At 48.4% G+C, this 17114-nt stretch carries 15 protein-coding genes; 2 read left to right on the top strand and 13 right to left on the bottom strand.

Features of this window, described 5'->3' with window-relative positions; genetic code table 11:
* The 10 genes from WBM30_RS01480 to purE form a co-directional block, all read right to left on the bottom strand.
* Positions 1–172 (bottom strand): formyltransferase family protein (locus WBM30_RS01480; RefSeq protein WP_424899035.1); only part of this gene is annotated, 172 nt, incomplete at its 3' end.
* Positions 169–1218, bottom strand: a complete 1050-nt coding sequence (purM, locus tag WBM30_RS01475) for a phosphoribosylformylglycinamidine cyclo-ligase (protein WP_424899032.1) — start codon at positions 1216–1218, stop codon at positions 169–171. The genes WBM30_RS01480 and purM, both read right to left, overlap by 4 nt.
* Positions 1218–2678, bottom strand: coding sequence for an amidophosphoribosyltransferase (gene purF, locus WBM30_RS01470; protein ID WP_424899031.1), 1461 nt, complete (start codon positions 2676–2678; stop codon positions 1218–1220). Before purF ends, purM begins: the two co-directional genes overlap by 1 nt.
* Complete coding sequence (gene purL, locus WBM30_RS01465; protein WP_424899030.1) at positions 2654–4882, bottom strand: phosphoribosylformylglycinamidine synthase subunit PurL; 2229 nt, start codon at positions 4880–4882, stop codon at positions 2654–2656. Before purL ends, purF begins: the two co-directional genes overlap by 25 nt.
* On the bottom strand, positions 4882–5562 hold the full coding sequence (gene purQ, locus WBM30_RS01460; protein ID WP_086628702.1) for a phosphoribosylformylglycinamidine synthase subunit PurQ: 681 nt from the start codon (positions 5560–5562) through the stop codon (positions 4882–4884). Before purQ ends, purL begins: the two co-directional genes overlap by 1 nt.
* Entirely contained in the window at positions 5562–5813 is a 252-nt protein-coding gene (gene purS, locus WBM30_RS01455; protein ID WP_068562113.1) for a phosphoribosylformylglycinamidine synthase subunit PurS, read from the bottom strand. Before purS ends, purQ begins: the two co-directional genes overlap by 1 nt.
* 71 nt (positions 5814–5884) lie before the next feature.
* Positions 5885–6595, bottom strand: a complete 711-nt coding sequence (gene purC / locus WBM30_RS01450; protein WP_086986326.1) for a phosphoribosylaminoimidazolesuccinocarboxamide synthase — start codon at positions 6593–6595, stop codon at positions 5885–5887.
* Between the two features lie 192 nt (positions 6596–6787).
* Complete coding sequence (gene purB, locus WBM30_RS01445; RefSeq protein WP_086986327.1) at positions 6788–8086, bottom strand: adenylosuccinate lyase; 1299 nt, start codon at positions 8084–8086, stop codon at positions 6788–6790.
* A gap of 1 nt (position 8087) precedes the next feature.
* A complete protein-coding gene (gene purK / locus WBM30_RS01440; protein ID WP_424899029.1) occupies positions 8088–9230 on the bottom strand; it encodes a 5-(carboxyamino)imidazole ribonucleotide synthase in 1143 nt (380 codons plus the stop codon).
* Positions 9214–9702, bottom strand: a complete 489-nt coding sequence (purE, locus tag WBM30_RS01435) for a 5-(carboxyamino)imidazole ribonucleotide mutase (protein WP_424899028.1) — start codon at positions 9700–9702, stop codon at positions 9214–9216. Before purE ends, purK begins: the two co-directional genes overlap by 17 nt.
* Before the next feature lie 378 nt (positions 9703–10080).
* On the opposite strand from purE, the gene treR reads away from it, so the two are divergent.
* Positions 10081–10797, top strand: a complete 717-nt coding sequence (gene treR / locus WBM30_RS01430; protein ID WP_424899027.1) for a trehalose operon repressor — start codon at positions 10081–10083, stop codon at positions 10795–10797.
* 53 nt (positions 10798–10850) lie between these two features.
* Here the strand turns inward: treR and WBM30_RS01425 are convergent, their stop codons facing one another.
* Positions 10851–11987: a GerMN domain-containing protein gene (locus WBM30_RS01425; RefSeq protein WP_424899026.1), complete on the bottom strand. Its 1137-nt coding sequence runs from the start codon at positions 11985–11987 to the stop codon at positions 10851–10853.
* Between the two features lie 181 nt (positions 11988–12168).
* Here WBM30_RS01425 and WBM30_RS01420 point away from each other — a divergent pair, with 181 nt between their 5' ends.
* Positions 12169–13677, top strand: coding sequence for a DUF438 domain-containing protein (locus WBM30_RS01420; RefSeq protein WP_424899025.1), 1509 nt, complete (start codon positions 12169–12171; stop codon positions 13675–13677).
* 77 nt (positions 13678–13754) lie between these two features.
* On the opposite strand, the gene treC is transcribed toward WBM30_RS01420, so the two are convergent.
* Positions 13755–15410: an alpha,alpha-phosphotrehalase gene (gene treC, locus WBM30_RS01415; protein ID WP_424899024.1), complete on the bottom strand. Its 1656-nt coding sequence runs from the start codon at positions 15408–15410 to the stop codon at positions 13755–13757.
* A 78-nt stretch (positions 15411–15488) separates the two neighbouring features.
* Positions 15489–16934 carry a PTS system trehalose-specific EIIBC component gene (gene treP / locus WBM30_RS01410; RefSeq protein ID WP_424899023.1) on the bottom strand — a complete coding sequence of 482 codons (1446 nt, stop codon included), beginning with the start codon at positions 16932–16934 and terminating at the stop codon, positions 15489–15491.
* Positions 16935–17114: the final 180 nt, after the last annotated feature.

Raw genomic sequence — 17114 nt, 5'->3', positions numbered from 1 at the left:
GGGTAAAGGTGATCACGGGAATGTTTAATTTTTTGGCGCGTTCAATCGCAAAGGCTTTCGGCTTATCGCAGAACAGGAAGGCGATGGTCGCATCCACTTTGCCGGCCGCGACAGCATCGGCGATTGCCTGGAAATTAGAACCGTTGCCTGAAGCGAATATAGCTATCCTCATGCTTGAGCCTCTTTCAGGATAACCTCTTTTTCTGATGTTTTTGCAGCCACAGATCCGATCACGTAGGCTTTTTCATCGTTCTCGGTCAGAACGCTGAGCACTTCCGTCAAATTTTCGGGAGCGATTGCCAGCACCATGCCGATGCCCATGTTGAAGATTTCGTACATTTCAAGAGCCGGAATGTTGCCGATTTTTTCCATCACTTGGAAAATCGGCAAGACAGGCCAGCTGCCTAATTTGATTTCCGCTTGGACGTTCTCAGGAAGCATGCGCGGCACGTTTTCGACGAAGCCGCCACCTGTGATATGGGCAACGCCATGCAACAGCTGCTTTTTGATCAACGGTAATAAGGCATTCACGTAGATTTTTGTAGGCGTCAATAAAACATCGCCCAATTCTTGATCTTCGATGCCTTCCACTTTGTCGGCCAATTTGTAGTCATTGTCTTTGAAGAAGATTTTGCGCACTAAGGAGTAGCCGTTCGAATGGATGCCTGATGAAGGCAACCCAACCAGAACATCCCCTTCTTTGATCAAGGCAGGTGTCAACAAGGCATCTTTTTCCGCAATCCCAACTGTAAATCCAGCCAGATCGAAATCTTCCGGATCGTACATATCGGGCATTTCAGCTGTTTCTCCGCCGATCAAGGCAGCCCCGGCTTGGACGCAGCCTTCAGCCACGCCAGCAACGATCTGCTCCAGTTTTTCCGGACGGTTTTTTCCGACAGCTACATAATCCAAGAAATAAAGAGGTTCTGCACCTTGCGCTACGACATCGTTGACGCACATTGCGACGCAGTCAATCCCGATTGTATCGAATTTTCCGGCTTCGATGGCCAGCATCAGCTTCGTGCCGACACCGTCCGTACCCGATACAAGCACAGGTTTTTTGTAGTTCAATTCAGAAAGGTCAAAGTTTCCGCCGAATCCGCCGACTTCGCCAAAAACGCCTGGACGTTTCGTGCGGTCGATGTGTTTCTTGATGCGGCTTACTGTTTCATAACCGGCTGTGACATCCACACCCGCTTTTGCATATGCGTTTTCCATCAAACTTGTCCTCCCTTTAGATTCTCTTTTTGAATAGCTGTCATATTGTTCACGTAATCCGCTTCATAGTCATAAAGCCCAGTCGGATAAACCCCGTTAAAGCTGTCCATACACAAGCCTGAATACGGCATATCAAATTTCAAACCGATTGAATCGATCAGACCCTCTTGGCTAAGGAAAGCCAAGCTGTCCGCACCGATATACGCGCAAATTTCATCGACGGTCATTTTAGCAGCGATCAGTTCAGCTGACTTGCTGATGTCGATCCCGTAAAAACTTGGGTAGATCAACGGCGGCGAAGAGATGCGGACATGCACTTCTTTCGCTCCTGCTTCTTTCAACAAAGTCACGATGCGTTTGCTGGTCGTCCCGCGCACAATGGAATCATCCACCATGACGACGCTCTTGCCATGGACAACCCCTTTTACGGCGGATAACTTCATTTTCACTCCCAATTCGCGCAGCTCTTGCGTTGGTTGGATGAACGTACGCCCGACATATTGGTTCTTGATCAGACCCATCTCATAAGGCGTTCCGCTTTCTTCCGCGAATCCGCTCGCTGCGGACAAGGAAGAATTGGGCACACCGATTACGATATCTGCTGTCACAGCAGGTGCCTCAATGGCCAAACGCGTTCCCATCCGTTTGCGCGCAGTATGCACATTCACGCCGGCAATATTGGAATCCGGACGCGCGAAGTAGATATACTCCATCGCAGCGATTGAAATGGTTGTGTCATCGGTATATTTTTCGATCGTCAAACCGTTGTCGTCAATGATCGCCAGTTCGCCGGCGTTGACGTTGCGGACAAAATCAGCTCCGATCGTATCGATGGCACACGTTTCGCTGGCCATCACATACGCGCCATTCGGCAATTGGCCGATGACAAGCGGACGGAATGAGTTCGGATCGACGGCACCGAACATTTTTTCTTCGGTCAAAAGGATATATGTGAAGCCGCCTTTGACCTGATTCAAGCTCTCTTTGATTTTTTCGATCAGGCTGTCTTTCTGGCTGCGTCTGATCAGATGCATCAGAACTTCCGTATCCGAAGTAGAGTGGAAGATGGCGCCATTTTCCTCAAGATTGCGGCGCAATGATTTGGCATTCACCAAGTTGCCGTTGTGACAAATGGCGATGTCCATATCATAGAAATGGTACAAAAACGGCTGCACATTTTCTATGCTGTTCTGGCCGGAAGTTGAGTAACGCACATGCCCGATGGCACGGTTACCAGTCAACCGCTGCAGATCATTTCCGTCCTTGAAGACTTCGCTGATCAGTCCCAGATTACGGTGAACCAACAATTCCCCTTCGTCACATGAAACTATCCCCGCACCCTCTTGTCCGCGGTGCTGCAAGCTGTGCAAACCGAAGTAAGTCAACTGGCTGGCATTATCGTCTCCCCAAATGCCGAATACGCCACATTCTTCGTTTAAGCTTTTTGTTTCAGCAAGCATGGAATAGCCTCCTCCCATTTCGTTTGTACTTCTTTAACATCCAAAGTGATTGTTTCATTCTCGGCAGCAATTTTTGCGACAGCGTCAGCAGTCACCGTTCCGATTTGTGCAGCAGCAGATCCGAAGATCGCTTCCACAGCGGCCACATTTTCAGGTTTCACGGTCAGGATGAAGCGTGATTGCGTTTCGCTGAATAACAACGTTTTATCCATGGCAACCGTTACATCGAAACCTAAGCCAGTATCAAAGACGCTCTCCATCAAGCCGACAGCCAAGCCGCCTTCGGATAGGTCATGCGCGCTTGCGATCAGACCAGCTTTGATTGCTTTCAGGACGTTCGCTTGGTTTTCTTTTTCGACAGCCAAGTCAAAGTCCATCAGTTTCCCTTCGATTTTGCCCAATTCCATTTTTTGCAGTTCGGAACCGTTAAAGTCAGCTTTTGTGGCGCCGATCAGGACAATGCGATCGCCGGCAGCTTTGAAAGCTTGCGTAGTGATGTGCGCAAGATCCTCGATCAAACCGACCATACCGATCATCGGTGTCGGATAAACGGCCACGCCGTCGGTTTCGTTGTAAAGGGAAACGTTCCCTGAGATAACAGGTGTATCCAATTGGCGGCAAGCTTCAGAGATGCCGTCTGCGGAAGTGCTTAATTCCCAGAAAATTTCTGGTTTATCAGGATTTCCGTAGTTCAAGCAATCTGTGATCGCCAATGGTTTTCCGCCGCTGGCAACGATATTGCGGGCAGCTTCAGCGACAGCAATCTGTCCGCCGATTTCTGGATTCAAATACAGGTAACGGCCGTTGCAGTCCGTTGTCATTGCGATCGCTTTTTTGGTGCCGCGGACGCGGACAACTGCAGCATCGCTTCCTGGCCCTACGACCGTGCTGGTGCGGACCATGGAATCATATGTATCATAGACGCTCTTCTTGGAAGCCAACGTCGCTTGTTGCAATAAAGCCACTAATGTATCCTGCGCTGATGTGAAGACAGGTTTGTAGTCTTCCATAGCTGCGAATGCAGCGATGCGGGCAGGTACTGCAGTCGGTTTGTAGTAGACCGGTGCATCTTCAGCCAAAGCATCAACCGGAAGTTCAGCCACCACTTTGCCTGCATGGGATAGACGGTACATGCCATCATCGGTAACTTCACCGATCACGACTGCATCCAATTCATATTTTTTGAACAAGTCGACGATGCGTTGCTCTTCGCCCTTCTTGATGCACAAAAGCATACGCTCCTGCGACTCGGAAAGCATCATTTCGTAAGGTGTCATTTCTGTTTCGCGCTGCGGAACATCATCAAGGTTCAAAAGCAAGCCGCTGCCTGCCTTTGAAGCCATTTCCGAGCTGGAAGAGACCAAACCGGCAGCACCCATGTCCTGGATACCGATCAAAGCGTCGGAGTAGTCATAAATGCATTCTAAACAAGCTTCCATCAATAGTTTTTCCATGAACGGATCGCCTACTTGGACAGCCGAACGTTGAGCTTCTTCCTCTTCCTTGAATTCTTCGGAAGCGAAAGTCGCGCCATGGATACCATCGCGGCCAGTTTTTGCACCTACGTACATGATCGAGTTGCCGACTCCGGCAGCTTGACCTTTTTGCATATCTTTTTGATCGATCAAGCCGACGCACATTGCGTTGACTAACGGGTTTCCTTTGTAGCAAGGGTCGAAGACCGTTTCGCCACCGACAGTCGGAATACCGATACAGTTGCCGTAACCGCTGATGCCGGCAACGACTTCTTCGAAGATGTGTTTCGTGCGCTCATTGTCCAATTCGCCGAAACGCAAAGAGTCCAGGATCGCAATCGGGCGTGCGCCCATGCTGAAGATGTCACGGATGATTCCGCCGACACCGGTAGCCGCGCCTTCATAAGGCTCGATAGCTGATGGGTGGTTGTGGCTTTCCGCTTTGAAAACGACAGCTTGGCCGTCGCCGATATCCACGATACCAGCGCCTTCACCAGGTCCTTGCAATACTTGCGGGCCGGTAGTAGGGAATTTTCTCAGGACTGGTTTTGAATTTTTATAAGAACAGTGTTCGCTCCACATAACGGCAAACAGGCCAGTTTCAGTATAATTCGGCAAACGATGCAAAATTTTATCGCAGATTGTGCCGTACTCTTCGTCTGTCAGACCCCATTCACGATAAATTTTGGATTCTTTTACTTGTTCTGGCGTTGGTTCTAAAAATGCCATTATTTGTTCAGCTCCTTCTTATAATTTTCAACCATGGATTGGAACAGGCGCAAGCCATCTGCTGATCCCAGTAAAGCTTCGACAGCACGCTCCGGGTGAGGCATCATGCCGAGGACGTTGCCTTTTTTGTTGATGATGCCGGCGATGTCTTCGATGCTGCCGTTCGGGTTGCCGTTGGCGTAAGTGAATACGATTTGATTGTTGGCTTTCAGGTCAGCCAAAGTCTCTGCATCGCAGAAGTAGTTTCCTTCACCATGTGCGATCGGAACAGAGATGATTTCACCTTCTTTATAGAGGGAAGTGAATTGCGTATCAGCATTCACGACTTTCAGATCCTGCGGTTTGCAGACGAACTTCAATGTATCATTGCGGCGCAAAGCACCCGGCAATAAACCGGCTTCAGCCAAGATTTGGAATCCGTTGCAAGTGCCGAATACAGGCTTGCCTTCTTCAGCGAAACGGACTACTTCGCTCATGATGTTCGCAAAGCGGGCAATCGCACCTGTACGCAAGTAATCGCCATATGTGAATCCGCCAGGCAATAGGACAGCATCGAAACCTTCAAGACTTGTTTCATAATGTTGCACATACTCTGCATCTTCTCCAAGAATATCTTTAATGGCTGCATACATATCTAAATCACAGTTAGATCCAGGAAAAACGATGACAGCGAATTTCATTAAGCTTCAACCTCCTGGATTTCATAACGATAAGTTTCCATAACCACGTTAGCCAGCAATTTGTCGCAGATCTCTTCGATGACTTGTTCAACGTTCTCTTCATCTTTGGATACTTGGATTTCAAAATATTTTCCGATGCGGATATCTTCGATCGTTGGGTAGCCCATACGGTGGACGGCACCCTTCACGGCTTCTCCTTGCGGGTCCAATACTGAGTCTTTATACGTTACATACACGGTTACTTTATACATGTCCAAATTCCTCGCTTTTGTTTTTTTATTTTTTGTTTTTTTTGTTTATTCGTTGGTTACATTCGGATGGCTTACATTTTATTCAGGCGGTCCAGCACTTCCACGTAGACCGGGATCAGATCTCCCAAGTCACGGCGGTAGATGTCTTTATCCAAGTGTTCGTTCGTTTCGATATCCCAAAGGCGGCAAGTATCCGGTGAAATTTCATCAGCCAGGATGATTTCTCCCTCAGCTGTCTTGCCGAATTCGATTTTGAAATCGATCAGGCGAATGCCGATTGCCTTGAACATCTCGATCAAGGCTGCATTGATCTTCAGCGCTTGCTGCTTGATTTCAGCAACTTCTTCTTCAGTTGCCGCTCCCAGAACCTGTACATGGGCATCATTGATGAAAGGATCATTGAGCGCATCGTCTTTGTAATAGAACTCCAAAACAGGGAACGGCAAGTCGATGCCTTCCTCCATGCCGAAACGTTTCGCGAAGCTTCCTGCGGATACATTACGGACAACCACTTCCAATGGGAACATATTGACTCTTTTTACTGATTGTTCGGTTTCTGATAGTTCTTGGATGTAATGGCTCGCGATACCCTTTTCAGCCAGATACTCGAAGATGCGGCCGGTGATCTGATTGTTGAGTCTGCCTTTGCCCTCGATAGTGTCCTTCTTTACGCCGTTTAATGCGGTAGCCTGATTTAGGTATTCTGCCCAAAGGACATTCTCCTGATCTGTAGCGTACATCTTTTTAGCTTTCCCAGTATAAAGCAATTCTTTTCTCTCCATCGTTCCCGTCCCTTTCTAAATCCGAACATTAATTTACATAAACGCCTAATTCATTCGTTTATATTGTATCATCTGCCACCCGCTTGTCAATGGAATTTTCATGAAAATTGAAATAAATTCCGGTTTATCTTCAATGATTTCAAGGCCTCCGGTGTACAGAAAAAGGCCGGAACCGTAGTCCCAGCCTTTCCATCAGTCACCTAATCCGAGTCTTTCGAATACTTCGTCGACGTGACTCAAGTGATAGTTATAGTTGAAGGCATCAGCGATGTCTTCTTTCGTTAATTTTGCCATAATGACTTCATCCGCTTCCACCAATGGACGGAAATCAGTCTGATTATCCCATGAAAGGGCAGTCTTCGGCTGTACCAAGTCATAAGCTTCTTCACGGCTCATGCCTTTGTCGATCAATTTCAACAGAACGCGTTGGCTATAGATCAAGCCGAAAGTCGCATTCATGTTGCGGAGCATATTTTCAGGGAACACGGTCAAGTTCTTGATGATATTCGCAAAACGGTTCAATTGGTAGTTCAACAATGTCGTTGCATCCGGTAGGATGATCCGTTCCGCTGAAGAGTGCGAAATGTCGCGTTCATGCCATAAGCCTACATTTTCGTAAGCAGTGACCATGTAGCCACGGATGACGCGGGCAAGGCCTACCATATTTTCGGAACCAATTGGATTGCGTTTGTGCGGCATAGCGGAAGAACCTTTTTGACCCTTCGCGAAGAATTCTTCCACTTCACGGGTTTCCGATTTCTGCAATCCGCGGATTTCAGTAGCAAAGCGTTCGATGCTTGTCGCAATCAGAGCGATCGTTGCCATATACTCGGCATGCAGATCGCGCGGCAGAACCTGCGTCGAAATTTCTTGCGGTCTTGTTCCCAATTTTTCGCAGACGTACTCCTCCACGAATGGCGGGATGTTTGCAAAAGTCCCGACAGCCCCGCTGATTTTTCCGGCTTCAACGCCTTTAGCTGCATGTTCAAAACGCTCGATGTTGCGTTTCATTTCCGAATACATAGTAGCCAGCTTCAGTCCGAATGTCGTAGGTTCCGCATGTACACCATGCGTACGGCCCATGCAGACAGTCTTTTTGTGTTCTTTCGCTTTTTCGCCGATGATTTCCAGCATGTTCTGCAGATCCTTGCGCAGGATATCATTGGCTTGTTTCAATTGGTACCCGTAGGCAGTATCGACCACATCGGTACTCGTAAGGCCATAGTGGACCCATTTTCTTTCTTCTCCCAAAGATTCGGAAACGGCGCGTGTGAACGCTACTACGTCATGTCTGGTCTCTTTTTCGATTTCAAGGATACGGTCGATGTCAAATGTCGCATTCGCGCGGATTTTAGCTACGTCTTCCGCAGGGATTTCGCCTAGGGCAGCCCAAGCTTCATCAGCCAGGATTTCTACCTCCAACCAGCATTTGTAACGATTGTATTCGGACCAAACTTCAGCCATCTCAGGGCGTGTATAACGTGTAATCATTTTAAATTGTTCCTCCGTTCCAGATTTGGGTGTTGTCTATTTCTGTTAAGGTTGCTTCTTGATCATCCGTCAAAATGGTGATATGTCCCATTTTTCTGTCTGTGCGTGATTCCGCTTTGCCGTAGTAATGGAAAAACCAATCCGCTTTTTCTTCCCGTAGCGCGATCGTGCCTTCCATATGTTGTCCAAGGATATTGACCATGATGGCAGGCGACAATTGGCGCGCTGTCGGCATCGGCAATCCGGCGACTGCTTGGATATGAGCATCAAATTGGGAAACGTTCATTGCTTCGATTGTGTAATGGCCCGAATTATGCGGACGCGGCGCCAACTCATTGATGAAGATCGTGTCATCCGCTGCCAGGAACATTTCGATGCCAAGCGTACCCACCAACTGTAGCGCATCGGCGATTTGTAGGGCAGCTTTGTTTGCTTTTTCGGCTACCGCAGGTGTGACGCGGGCCGGCACGATCGATTCGTGCAGAATATTATTGATGTGGATATTTTCGGAAACCGGGAATACCGTAGCTTCACCTTTTTGATTGCGTACGATCATGACCGAAAGCTCTTTGGTGAACGGAACCCATGCCTCCAAGACACAGATGCTGTCCGCTGCCAGCTTCCTTGCTTCCTCTTTGTCCGCTTCCGATTTCAGGACAACCTGTCCCTTACCATCATACCCGAAACGGGTCGTTTTTAAAACACTCGGATAGCCGATTTTAGCGATGGCTGCATCCAGTTGTTCCGCTTTTTCGACTACCGCGAATTGTGCGATCGATACCCCAGCGGATTGAAGGAATTCCTTCTCCTTGATGCGATCCTGCGTAATCGTCAAAATTTCGCTACCTTGCGGAATGCAGGACAGTGCTTCCACTTCCTGCAGAGCTGCCGCATCGATATTCTCAAATTCGAATGTCACGACATCGGATTTTTCGGCCAATTCACGCAAAGCCACCGCATCAGCGTATGCTGCCTGGATGTGCCAATCCGCTACTTGGGCTGCCGGGCAATTCTCTCCCGGATCCAAAATCCCGACGGTGAATCCCATCCTCTTCGCGGACTGTGCCAGCATGCGCCCTAATTGTCCCCCGCCGATGATGCCGATCACGTCATTTGGTTTCAGTATTTTATACAAGGTCTTCACTGCTTTCCAAAACTTTTTGTTTTAATTCTTCCCGTCTCTTTTCCAATTGATCGGCCAAATCCTGATTTTCAATCGAAAGAATCTGTACCGCCAGCAGACCGGCATTGATTGCCCCTGCTTTGCCGATGGCTACAGTCGCAACCGGAACACCGCCTGGCATCTGGACGATGGACAACAAGGAGTCCATACCGCTCAATGCGCGCGATTGGACCGGAACGCCGATAACCGGAAGCGTCGTTTTCGCAGCAATCATACCCGGAAGGTGCGCTGCGCCGCCTGCGCCGGCAATGATGACTTTTGTTCCCGAAGCCCGTGCTTGTTCCGCAAAAGTGAACATCAGATCCGGTGTCCGGTGAGCCGAAACGACCTTCTTTTCATAAGCGATGCCGAATTCATCCAGTATCAAGCAAGCTTCTTTCATAGTTTCCCAGTCAGAAGTACTACCCATTACGACAGAAACAACCGTATTCATCCATTTTTCCCCCATTATCAATTTTTCATTTTTAATATAGCACATCATCTCTCATTATTCCAAACGTTTTTGGGAACAAACGGCAATTTCGTTCGGAAATAATCTGTTTTGATTCCAATCCGGACAACCGATACCCGTATTTTTCATTAAAAAAATTCCTGTTTTTTTATTCAAAAATCAACTCTTCTCCACCATTAATGGCAATAATATGATAAAATGATAATATGCAAACCCTTTCAAACTAAAAAATTACTGATTTTCTTTTTATTTCTGTTTTTATCCTATAGAATAAAATGAAATAATATTATTAAATATGATTTTTCAACTTATTTATGTAACTCCCAACAAACCCATCCACTCACAGGAGGCTCGATGATCATGAATAAATTTTTTGATATTTATATGGATTTAAGAAAAAAAATTGAGCATGCAGAATTCGAAACCGGATCCTTGTTGCCTAGCGAAAAAACCCTTTCGGAGCATTATCATGTTTCACGGGAAACGATCAGAAAGGCTTTGGCGCTTTTACTGGAAGGTGGATATATCCAGAAGAAGCAAGGCAAAGGATCGATTGTGCTGGACATCAGACGGTTCAACTTTCCCGTTTCCGGGCTGACCAGTTTCAAAGAACTCCAGGATTCCCAACAGATTCCAAATGAAACAATCGTCATCAAAAATAAGCTCGAGACCATTCCGGATTTTCTTGCCGAAGATCTGAAAGTCGATCCCGAGCGAAAAGTGATTTCCCTTGTCCGACTGCGCAAGATTGCCGGAGAAGTCGTCATCATGGACAAGGACTACCTCTTCAATGATATTATCGAACAAATCCCTTCCGAAGTTGCCGAAAATTCCATCTATGCGTATTTGGAAAATGAATTGGGCCTGAATATCGCTTATGCAAAAAAGGAATTTGTTGTGGAGGCAGCGACACGGGAAGATCACAAGCTGATGAATCTGAAGGATGACACGCATGTCGTCGTCGTCAAAAGTGAAGTCTATCTGGAAGATACACGTCTGTTCCAGTACACAGAGTCGCGCCATCGTTTGGACCGCTTCCGATTCGTCGAGTTCGCCCGCAGAAAACATAGCCTATAAGAAAAAAGATGAAGCCATGCCGGCTTCATCTTTTTTGCTTATGTAAGAGCTGATCACTCATTGACATTCGTATAATCAACGGTGAAGTAGGCACCCTCGGCCATCAGGATATGCCCTGATTCATATGGGTTTCCGGCCACGGTCAGGTAGACTTCCTGCACACCGTAATATTCCCCGATTGTATTGACGACACCTTGCAAAATCAGGGATTCAGCCGATGTCCCGGCATTCATCTCAGAAACGAATTCCTGCGAGAAGTCCACATAGACACGCCCGTCGTCACTCAAGGACAAGCTGTTGATGGAGACATTCGGTCCGATCAGACTTCCCCCTGGTGCATCCGGCACGTTCTTCAACGCCTCCGCCAGAATGGTGCGGGTAACGTCATTGGTCGCATAGGATAAGGCAATACTTGTTGCATCCAATCCCATCAGATCGCCGTCCGGATAGAAAACGCGCAACTGTTGCATTTCCGGAACGTTCTCGTTGCGGGCTTCCAGACTGGAAGAGACAACCATGTCATCCCCAAGATCCGTCACCCGTTTCACCAAGCCCATATCCTTTACGTAGTAATCCTTGGTAGTGGAGGCTTCATAAGTCGTCGTCACTTCCAGCGCTTCAAAATTGCCCATCGGCGTTTCGATCTGTGCAGTCAGATTGGTGATTTCGGAAGGGACTCCGCTCGCATTCATCCAACTGTTCCCGACTTCCAAAGGTTCCTTCAACAGAATATCCAACTGGTTTGCCGCATCTCCGCTTGCTGTTTTTTCAAGCATATTTTCCCTGAAGTAGGTCTCCGGACGCGTGAAAACTTCTCTGAGTTCCCCGTCAGCCAATTCCAATACCGTCACGATTTGAGTGCCGCCGTTGTTGGAAGTGATCTGCATACGGTTGCCTTCGATGTATTGTGGGTAGACCGTGAAGGAAGCGTACTCATTCCCTTCACCTAAATATTTTGTGAATACGGATGCGCTGAACGGATAAAAAGCCTCGATTGTCGCTGCGTCTGCAGGTTCGGAAGAGGACGAAGAAGCCGATCCGCTGTCTGTCGAACTGGACACGGAAGAGGACACACTGCTGACAGCCGAAGAATCAGCTGACGAATCGGTGGCCGACCCTCCAAAGAGACTGCAAGAAGCTAATAGGGGCACCAATAACGCTACCATCAGGTTCGAAACTTTCTTTCCCATGTTTTTTCCCACCTTCTGCCTTAGTTGTCTTCATTATATCACAACCGCTTTCTAAGGCATTGCCCTAACTATCGCTGCAACGCACGAATGCTGTGGTACTAGGCAACTCCTTTCAAGTATAATGAAGCTAGCACTAAACTAAACGAAACATTTCACAATTTAAAATAGAGGTGGAAAATTTATGAAAGAAATCAGTTTGAACGATACGGTCTATAATCTGGTGAAGCAATACCCTGAAATCAGGGAAGTCATCATCAGTCTGGGCTTTGAACCATTGCGCAGCGACAAGATGCTGAATACCGCCGGCCGAATCATGACCATCGGGAAGGCTCTCAAACGCAACGACGTGCCGGAGGATACATTCGTCGAAATGCTGGCAAACAACGGATTCAGCGTGAAGGAATTGGCGCCGTCACCGGGGACGGTTGCTCCAAGCGAACCGGCAGAGCCCGCCGCTCCAACCGGGGGAATTGCCCGCATGGGTTCAGCGGAATTCCAGGAACGCCAAGACATCCTGCAGAGCCTCATCCTGCGCTTGCATAGAGGAGAGGATTGGGATGCGGTGCAAGCCGACTTCAAGAAACATTTCACAGGCGTCAGCGCCTACGAGATTTCCGTCATGGAGCAAGGCCTGATGGGCAAAGGGATAGACGCCGAAGACATCCAACGCCTCTGCAACGTGCATGCCTCACTCTTCGGCGGATCAATCGAAGCTGTCTACACCACTTCAGCGGAACAGCAGCATGCCGGGCATCCGATCCAAGTTATGAAACTCGAAAATTTGGCCATCGAAAACACGCTGGAAAAAGTCAGCAAATTACTGGCCGTTTACCTTGAAACGAAGGAACCGAGCCTGAAGGCAGGCATCCAGAAACAATTGGCGCTACTCGGCGAATTCGATAAGCATTATGCCCGCAAGGAATATGCCTTCTTCCCGATTATGGAGAACAAAGGCATCACTGCCCCGCCGAAAGTCATGTGGGGTGTCGATGACGATATCCGCTCCATGTATAAGGACTTCAAAACCATTCTGCAAAACGAGGACTTTGCCGCGATTCCCAAAGCTTTCTCCGATCTGAAATACGAAATGACGGAGATGATCACGAAGGAAGAAGACATCCTCCTGCCGATGATCATCGACATCTTCAATGAGGACCACTGGCTGCAGATAGCCAAGGAGTCCGAAGAGATCGGCTACTGCATCGTCAAACCGGAAACAAAATGGGTGCCGGAACGTTCTATCCCCGAGGATGTTTCACATGAAACACAGCAGACGGAAACAAATTCTTACATCACTTTCCAAACCGGGCATCTGACGCCGCATCAATTGGAAAAGATGCTGAACAACATCCCTTTGGAATTGACTTTTGTCGATGCGGACAATATCGTGCGCTACTACAATGACAACGGCGAAGAAAAATTTTTCAAGCGCACCAGCAGCGCGATTGGCCGCGACGTCATGAACTGCCATCCACCGAAGAGCCTGCCGATCGTCACGAAACTGCTCACCGACCTAAAATCAGGCGCGAAAGAAAGCGAATCGATGTGGTTCCGCGCGATGGGCAAGTTCATCCTGGTCACCTACCGCGCCGTCAGGGATGACGATGACAGCTATATGGGAACACTTGAATACGTGCAGGACATCCAACCGATCATCGATCTTGACGGCGAAAAGCGGACACTGTCCTAAACTACCGCTTTTGCAACACCACACAGGCAAGAAAAAAAGGAGATTCCGCTTATGAGGAATCTCCTTTTTCTTGCTGTTTATTTGGTTATCCTGAAAGCGATGGTTTCGTACGGCTTCAGCGTGAAGGACGGCGCAAGCTGCCTCTCCCCGTAGTTGCCGGCCAGGAAACTGCTGGCCTTGTTCGCCCAGCCTTCCGGTATGGCGATCGTATAATCGCCGGCATAGAAATGGTTCAGGACAAGCACTTTTTCCGTATCATTCTCCCGGATGTAGGCAAACACTTCGGGATCGTCCAACAGGATACCCTCGTAGGAACCGTCCGCAATGACCGGATTCTCTTTGCGGATACGGATTAACTCTTGGTAGTAACGGAAAATTTTCCCTTCCGCGAGTTCCTTTTCGACATTCACTTCTGGATAATTGGCCGCGACCTGTAGCCAGGGTTCGCCGGTCGTAAAGCCGGCGTGCGGACTGCTGTCCCATTGCATCGGCGTCCGGCTGTTGTCGCGGGATTTTTGTTTGATGATGCGCATGGCCTCCGGGTGCGTCAATCCGGCAAGTTTCAGATCGCGGTAGGCATTGTGCGACTCGATATCCCGATAAACGCTGATGTCGTCATAATCCGGATTCGTCATGCCGATTTCCTCGCCCTGATAGATGTAAGGCGTGCCCCGCAGCAGATGGATCGTTTGCGCCAGCATAGAGGCTGTTTCAAAAGGATAACGGATCGGATCGCCGAAGCGGCTGTTGGCGCGCGGCTGATCATGATTGTTCCAGAACAGTGCATTCCAGCCGTTCCCATCCGACATTCCAGCCTGCCATTCATTCAAAATCCGCTTCAGCTCAAGAAAATCAAACGGATGATCCGTCCATTTTTCACCATCCTTGTAGTCGACCTTCAGATGGTGAAAGCTGAAGATCATCGACAATTCGTTCCTGTCCGGATTCGAATAAAGGATCCCGTTCTCGACAGTGGTCGAAGACATTTCACCGACTGTGATGATGTCCTCCAGCGTACCGAACGATGCCTGATTCAGCTCGTGGATGTAATCATGGACGATCGGTCGATCCGTGTAGAGGCTCTTTTCGTTGCTTCCTTCACTGTCCACCAACGCGACATCCTTGCCGATGAGGTTCAACACATCGAAACGGAAACCCTTGATGCCCTTTCCCAACCAGAAATTGACTACTTCCTGCAGTTCCTGGCGCACTTTCGGGTTGCGCCAATTCAGATCCGCTTGCGTGACATCAAACAGATGCAAATAGTACTTGCCGGTGTCCCCGAATGGCGCCCACGCCCCCCCGCCGAATTTCGAACCCCAATTGGTCGGCAGGCCGCCGTCTTCTTTAGGATCGCGGATGATGTAATAATCCTGGTGCTCTTTGTCCCCCGCTAATGCTTTCTGGAACCACTCATGCGTAGTCGACGTATGGTTGAACACCATGTCGAACATGATTTCGATGCCGTACTGCTTCAATTTCCGGATCAGTTCTTCAAAATCTGCCATCGTGCCGAAAACAGGATCGATGGCATAATAATCAGTGATGTCATATCCATTGTCCATCTGCGGAGATACGAAGATTGGATTCATCCAGATCATATCGATGCCCAGTTCCGCCAAATAAGGCACTTTGCTGATGATCCCTTGGATATCACCGATGCCGTTGCCGTCGGAGTCCTTGAATGATTTTGGATAAAGCTGATAGATCACTTTTTTTTGAAAGTCTTTCATTGTAATACCCCCGTCTTCTCACTATGACTAAAGGCAAAAAGCTTCACTAACAGCTTTTTGCCTCCAGTAATTCACTTTTTATTTTTGAGTTTGGATAACTGGTGCATCCTCGACTTCGCCTTTAGGAGCGAAAAGTTGTTTCTTGTCGAACACAATCGTCAACAGGAAGGGCACGACGATGGCGATGGCCATACATACGATGAACATCGCCATCGAATCGGTCTGGATACTCAAGAAACCAGGAATTCCACCGACTCCGATACTGTTCGCCATGACGTTGAACGTCGTAGACACCAAACCGGCGATGCCGGATCCGATCATCGCTGCAACGAACGGATAGATGTATTTGATGTTGATCCCGAACATGGCTGGCTCGGTTACGCCCAAGTAACAGGAAATGGCGGCCGGTATGGAAACCTGTTCCTCTTTCTCATTTCCTCTGTGCAGGAAGATAATCGCCATTACTGCCGAGCCTTGTGCGATATTCGAAAGGGCAATCATCGGCCACAGGTTCGTGCCGCCGAAATCGGCGATCAGCTGCAAGTCGATGGCATTGGACATATGGTGAAGCCCTGTGATGACGAGCGGCGAATAGAGCGTACCGAAGAACAGACCGAACAGCCATCTGAAGTCCCCTGTCAATCCGGCATAGACGACTTCGGAAACCCATTGTCCGATCGTCCAACCGATAGGACCCAGAACCGTATGCGCGATGATGACAGTAGGAACCAAGGCCAACAACGGAACAAAAATCATCGAAATGTACTGCGGAATCCATTTACGCAGCCAGATTTCCAAATAGGCCAACACAAATCCAGCCAACATGGCCGGAATGACTTGCGCTTGATATCCGATCTTGTTGATCGTGAAGGAACCGAAATCCCAGAATGGAATCTGTTCTGCGCCAGCGACACCATAAGCATTCAATAATTGCGGTGATACCAATGTGATCCCGAGAACGATACCCAGAATTTGCGTAGTGCCCATCTTTTTCGTGATGCTCCAAGTGATGCCGACTGGCAAGAAGTGGAAAATCGCTTCACCGATCAGCCAAAGGAAATCATTGACGCCTGTCCAGAACTGAGAATTGGAAACGATTGTGCCGTTGGCAAAATTGATTCCTTCAAGCACGTTGCGGAACCCAAGGATAAGCCCCCCTACTACGATGGCCGGAATCAGCGGCGTAAAGATTTCCGCCAGAACAGCCATGGCACGCTGCACGACATTCTGATTCTGCTTGGCTGCCGCTTTTGCCTCATCTTTTGAGACGCCCTCTTTGCCGGATACCTTCGCGAACTCGTTATAAAATTGTGGCACTTCATTACCGATGATGACCTGAAATTGTCCTGCTTGGGTGAAGGTTCCTTTTACTGCGGGTATGTCTTCGATCTTCTTGATGTTGGCGGCAGCCGGATCATTCAGAACGAAACGCATCCGGGTGGCACAGTGACTGACTGCAGAAATATTATCGGGGCCACCGATATACTCCAGCAAATCTTTTGCATCTTTGTTGAAATCTACCATTTTTTCTCCTCCTCGACTTGTATATACATGTTCCTGACATTTCTATTTTACCGCGGAACACTTTGCATTGCAAACGTTTTCTGTCCGCTTTATCTTTACTTGTATAGACAAGTTACCTGTTTTCCGTATTTTATGAAGCGTTAACAAGGTGGACAACACCATCAAAAAAAAAACGGCAAA

Source organism: Trichococcus sp. (genome assembly GCF_049684335.1).
Taxonomy (GTDB): Bacteria; Bacillota; Bacilli; order Lactobacillales; family Aerococcaceae; genus Trichococcus.
This window is presented reverse-complemented; position numbering and strand designations above follow the sequence as displayed.

Coding starts and splice junctions, on each gene's coding strand:
- purL (WP_424899030.1), bottom strand. CDS start 4,882: ATGGCATTTTTAGAACCAACGCCAGAACAAGTAAAAGAATCCAAAATT.
- purC (WP_086986326.1), bottom strand. CDS start 6,595: ATGGAGAGAAAAGAATTGCTTTATACTGGGAAAGCTAAAAAGATGTAC.
- purB (WP_086986327.1), bottom strand. CDS start 8,086: ATGATTACACGTTATACACGCCCTGAGATGGCTGAAGTTTGGTCCGAA.
- treR (WP_424899027.1), top strand. CDS start 10,081: ATGAATAAATTTTTTGATATTTATATGGATTTAAGAAAAAAAATTGAG.
- treP (WP_424899023.1), bottom strand. CDS start 16,934: ATGGTAGATTTCAACAAAGATGCAAAAGATTTGCTGGAGTATATCGGT.
- WBM30_RS01420 (WP_424899025.1), top strand. CDS start 12,169: ATGAAAGAAATCAGTTTGAACGATACGGTCTATAATCTGGTGAAGCAA.
- purM (WP_424899032.1), bottom strand. CDS start 1,218: ATGGAAAACGCATATGCAAAAGCGGGTGTGGATGTCACAGCCGGTTAT.
- purF (WP_424899031.1), bottom strand. CDS start 2,678: ATGCTTGCTGAAACAAAAAGCTTAAACGAAGAATGTGGCGTATTCGGC.
- purE (WP_424899028.1), bottom strand. CDS start 9,702: ATGAATACGGTTGTTTCTGTCGTAATGGGTAGTACTTCTGACTGGGAA.
- treC (WP_424899024.1), bottom strand. CDS start 15,410: ATGAAAGACTTTCAAAAAAAAGTGATCTATCAGCTTTATCCAAAATCA.
- purQ (WP_086628702.1), bottom strand. CDS start 5,562: ATGAAATTCGCTGTCATCGTTTTTCCTGGATCTAACTGTGATTTAGAT.
- WBM30_RS01425 (WP_424899026.1), bottom strand. CDS start 11,987: ATGGGAAAGAAAGTTTCGAACCTGATGGTAGCGTTATTGGTGCCCCTA.
- purS (WP_068562113.1), bottom strand. CDS start 5,813: ATGTATAAAGTAACCGTGTATGTAACGTATAAAGACTCAGTATTGGAC.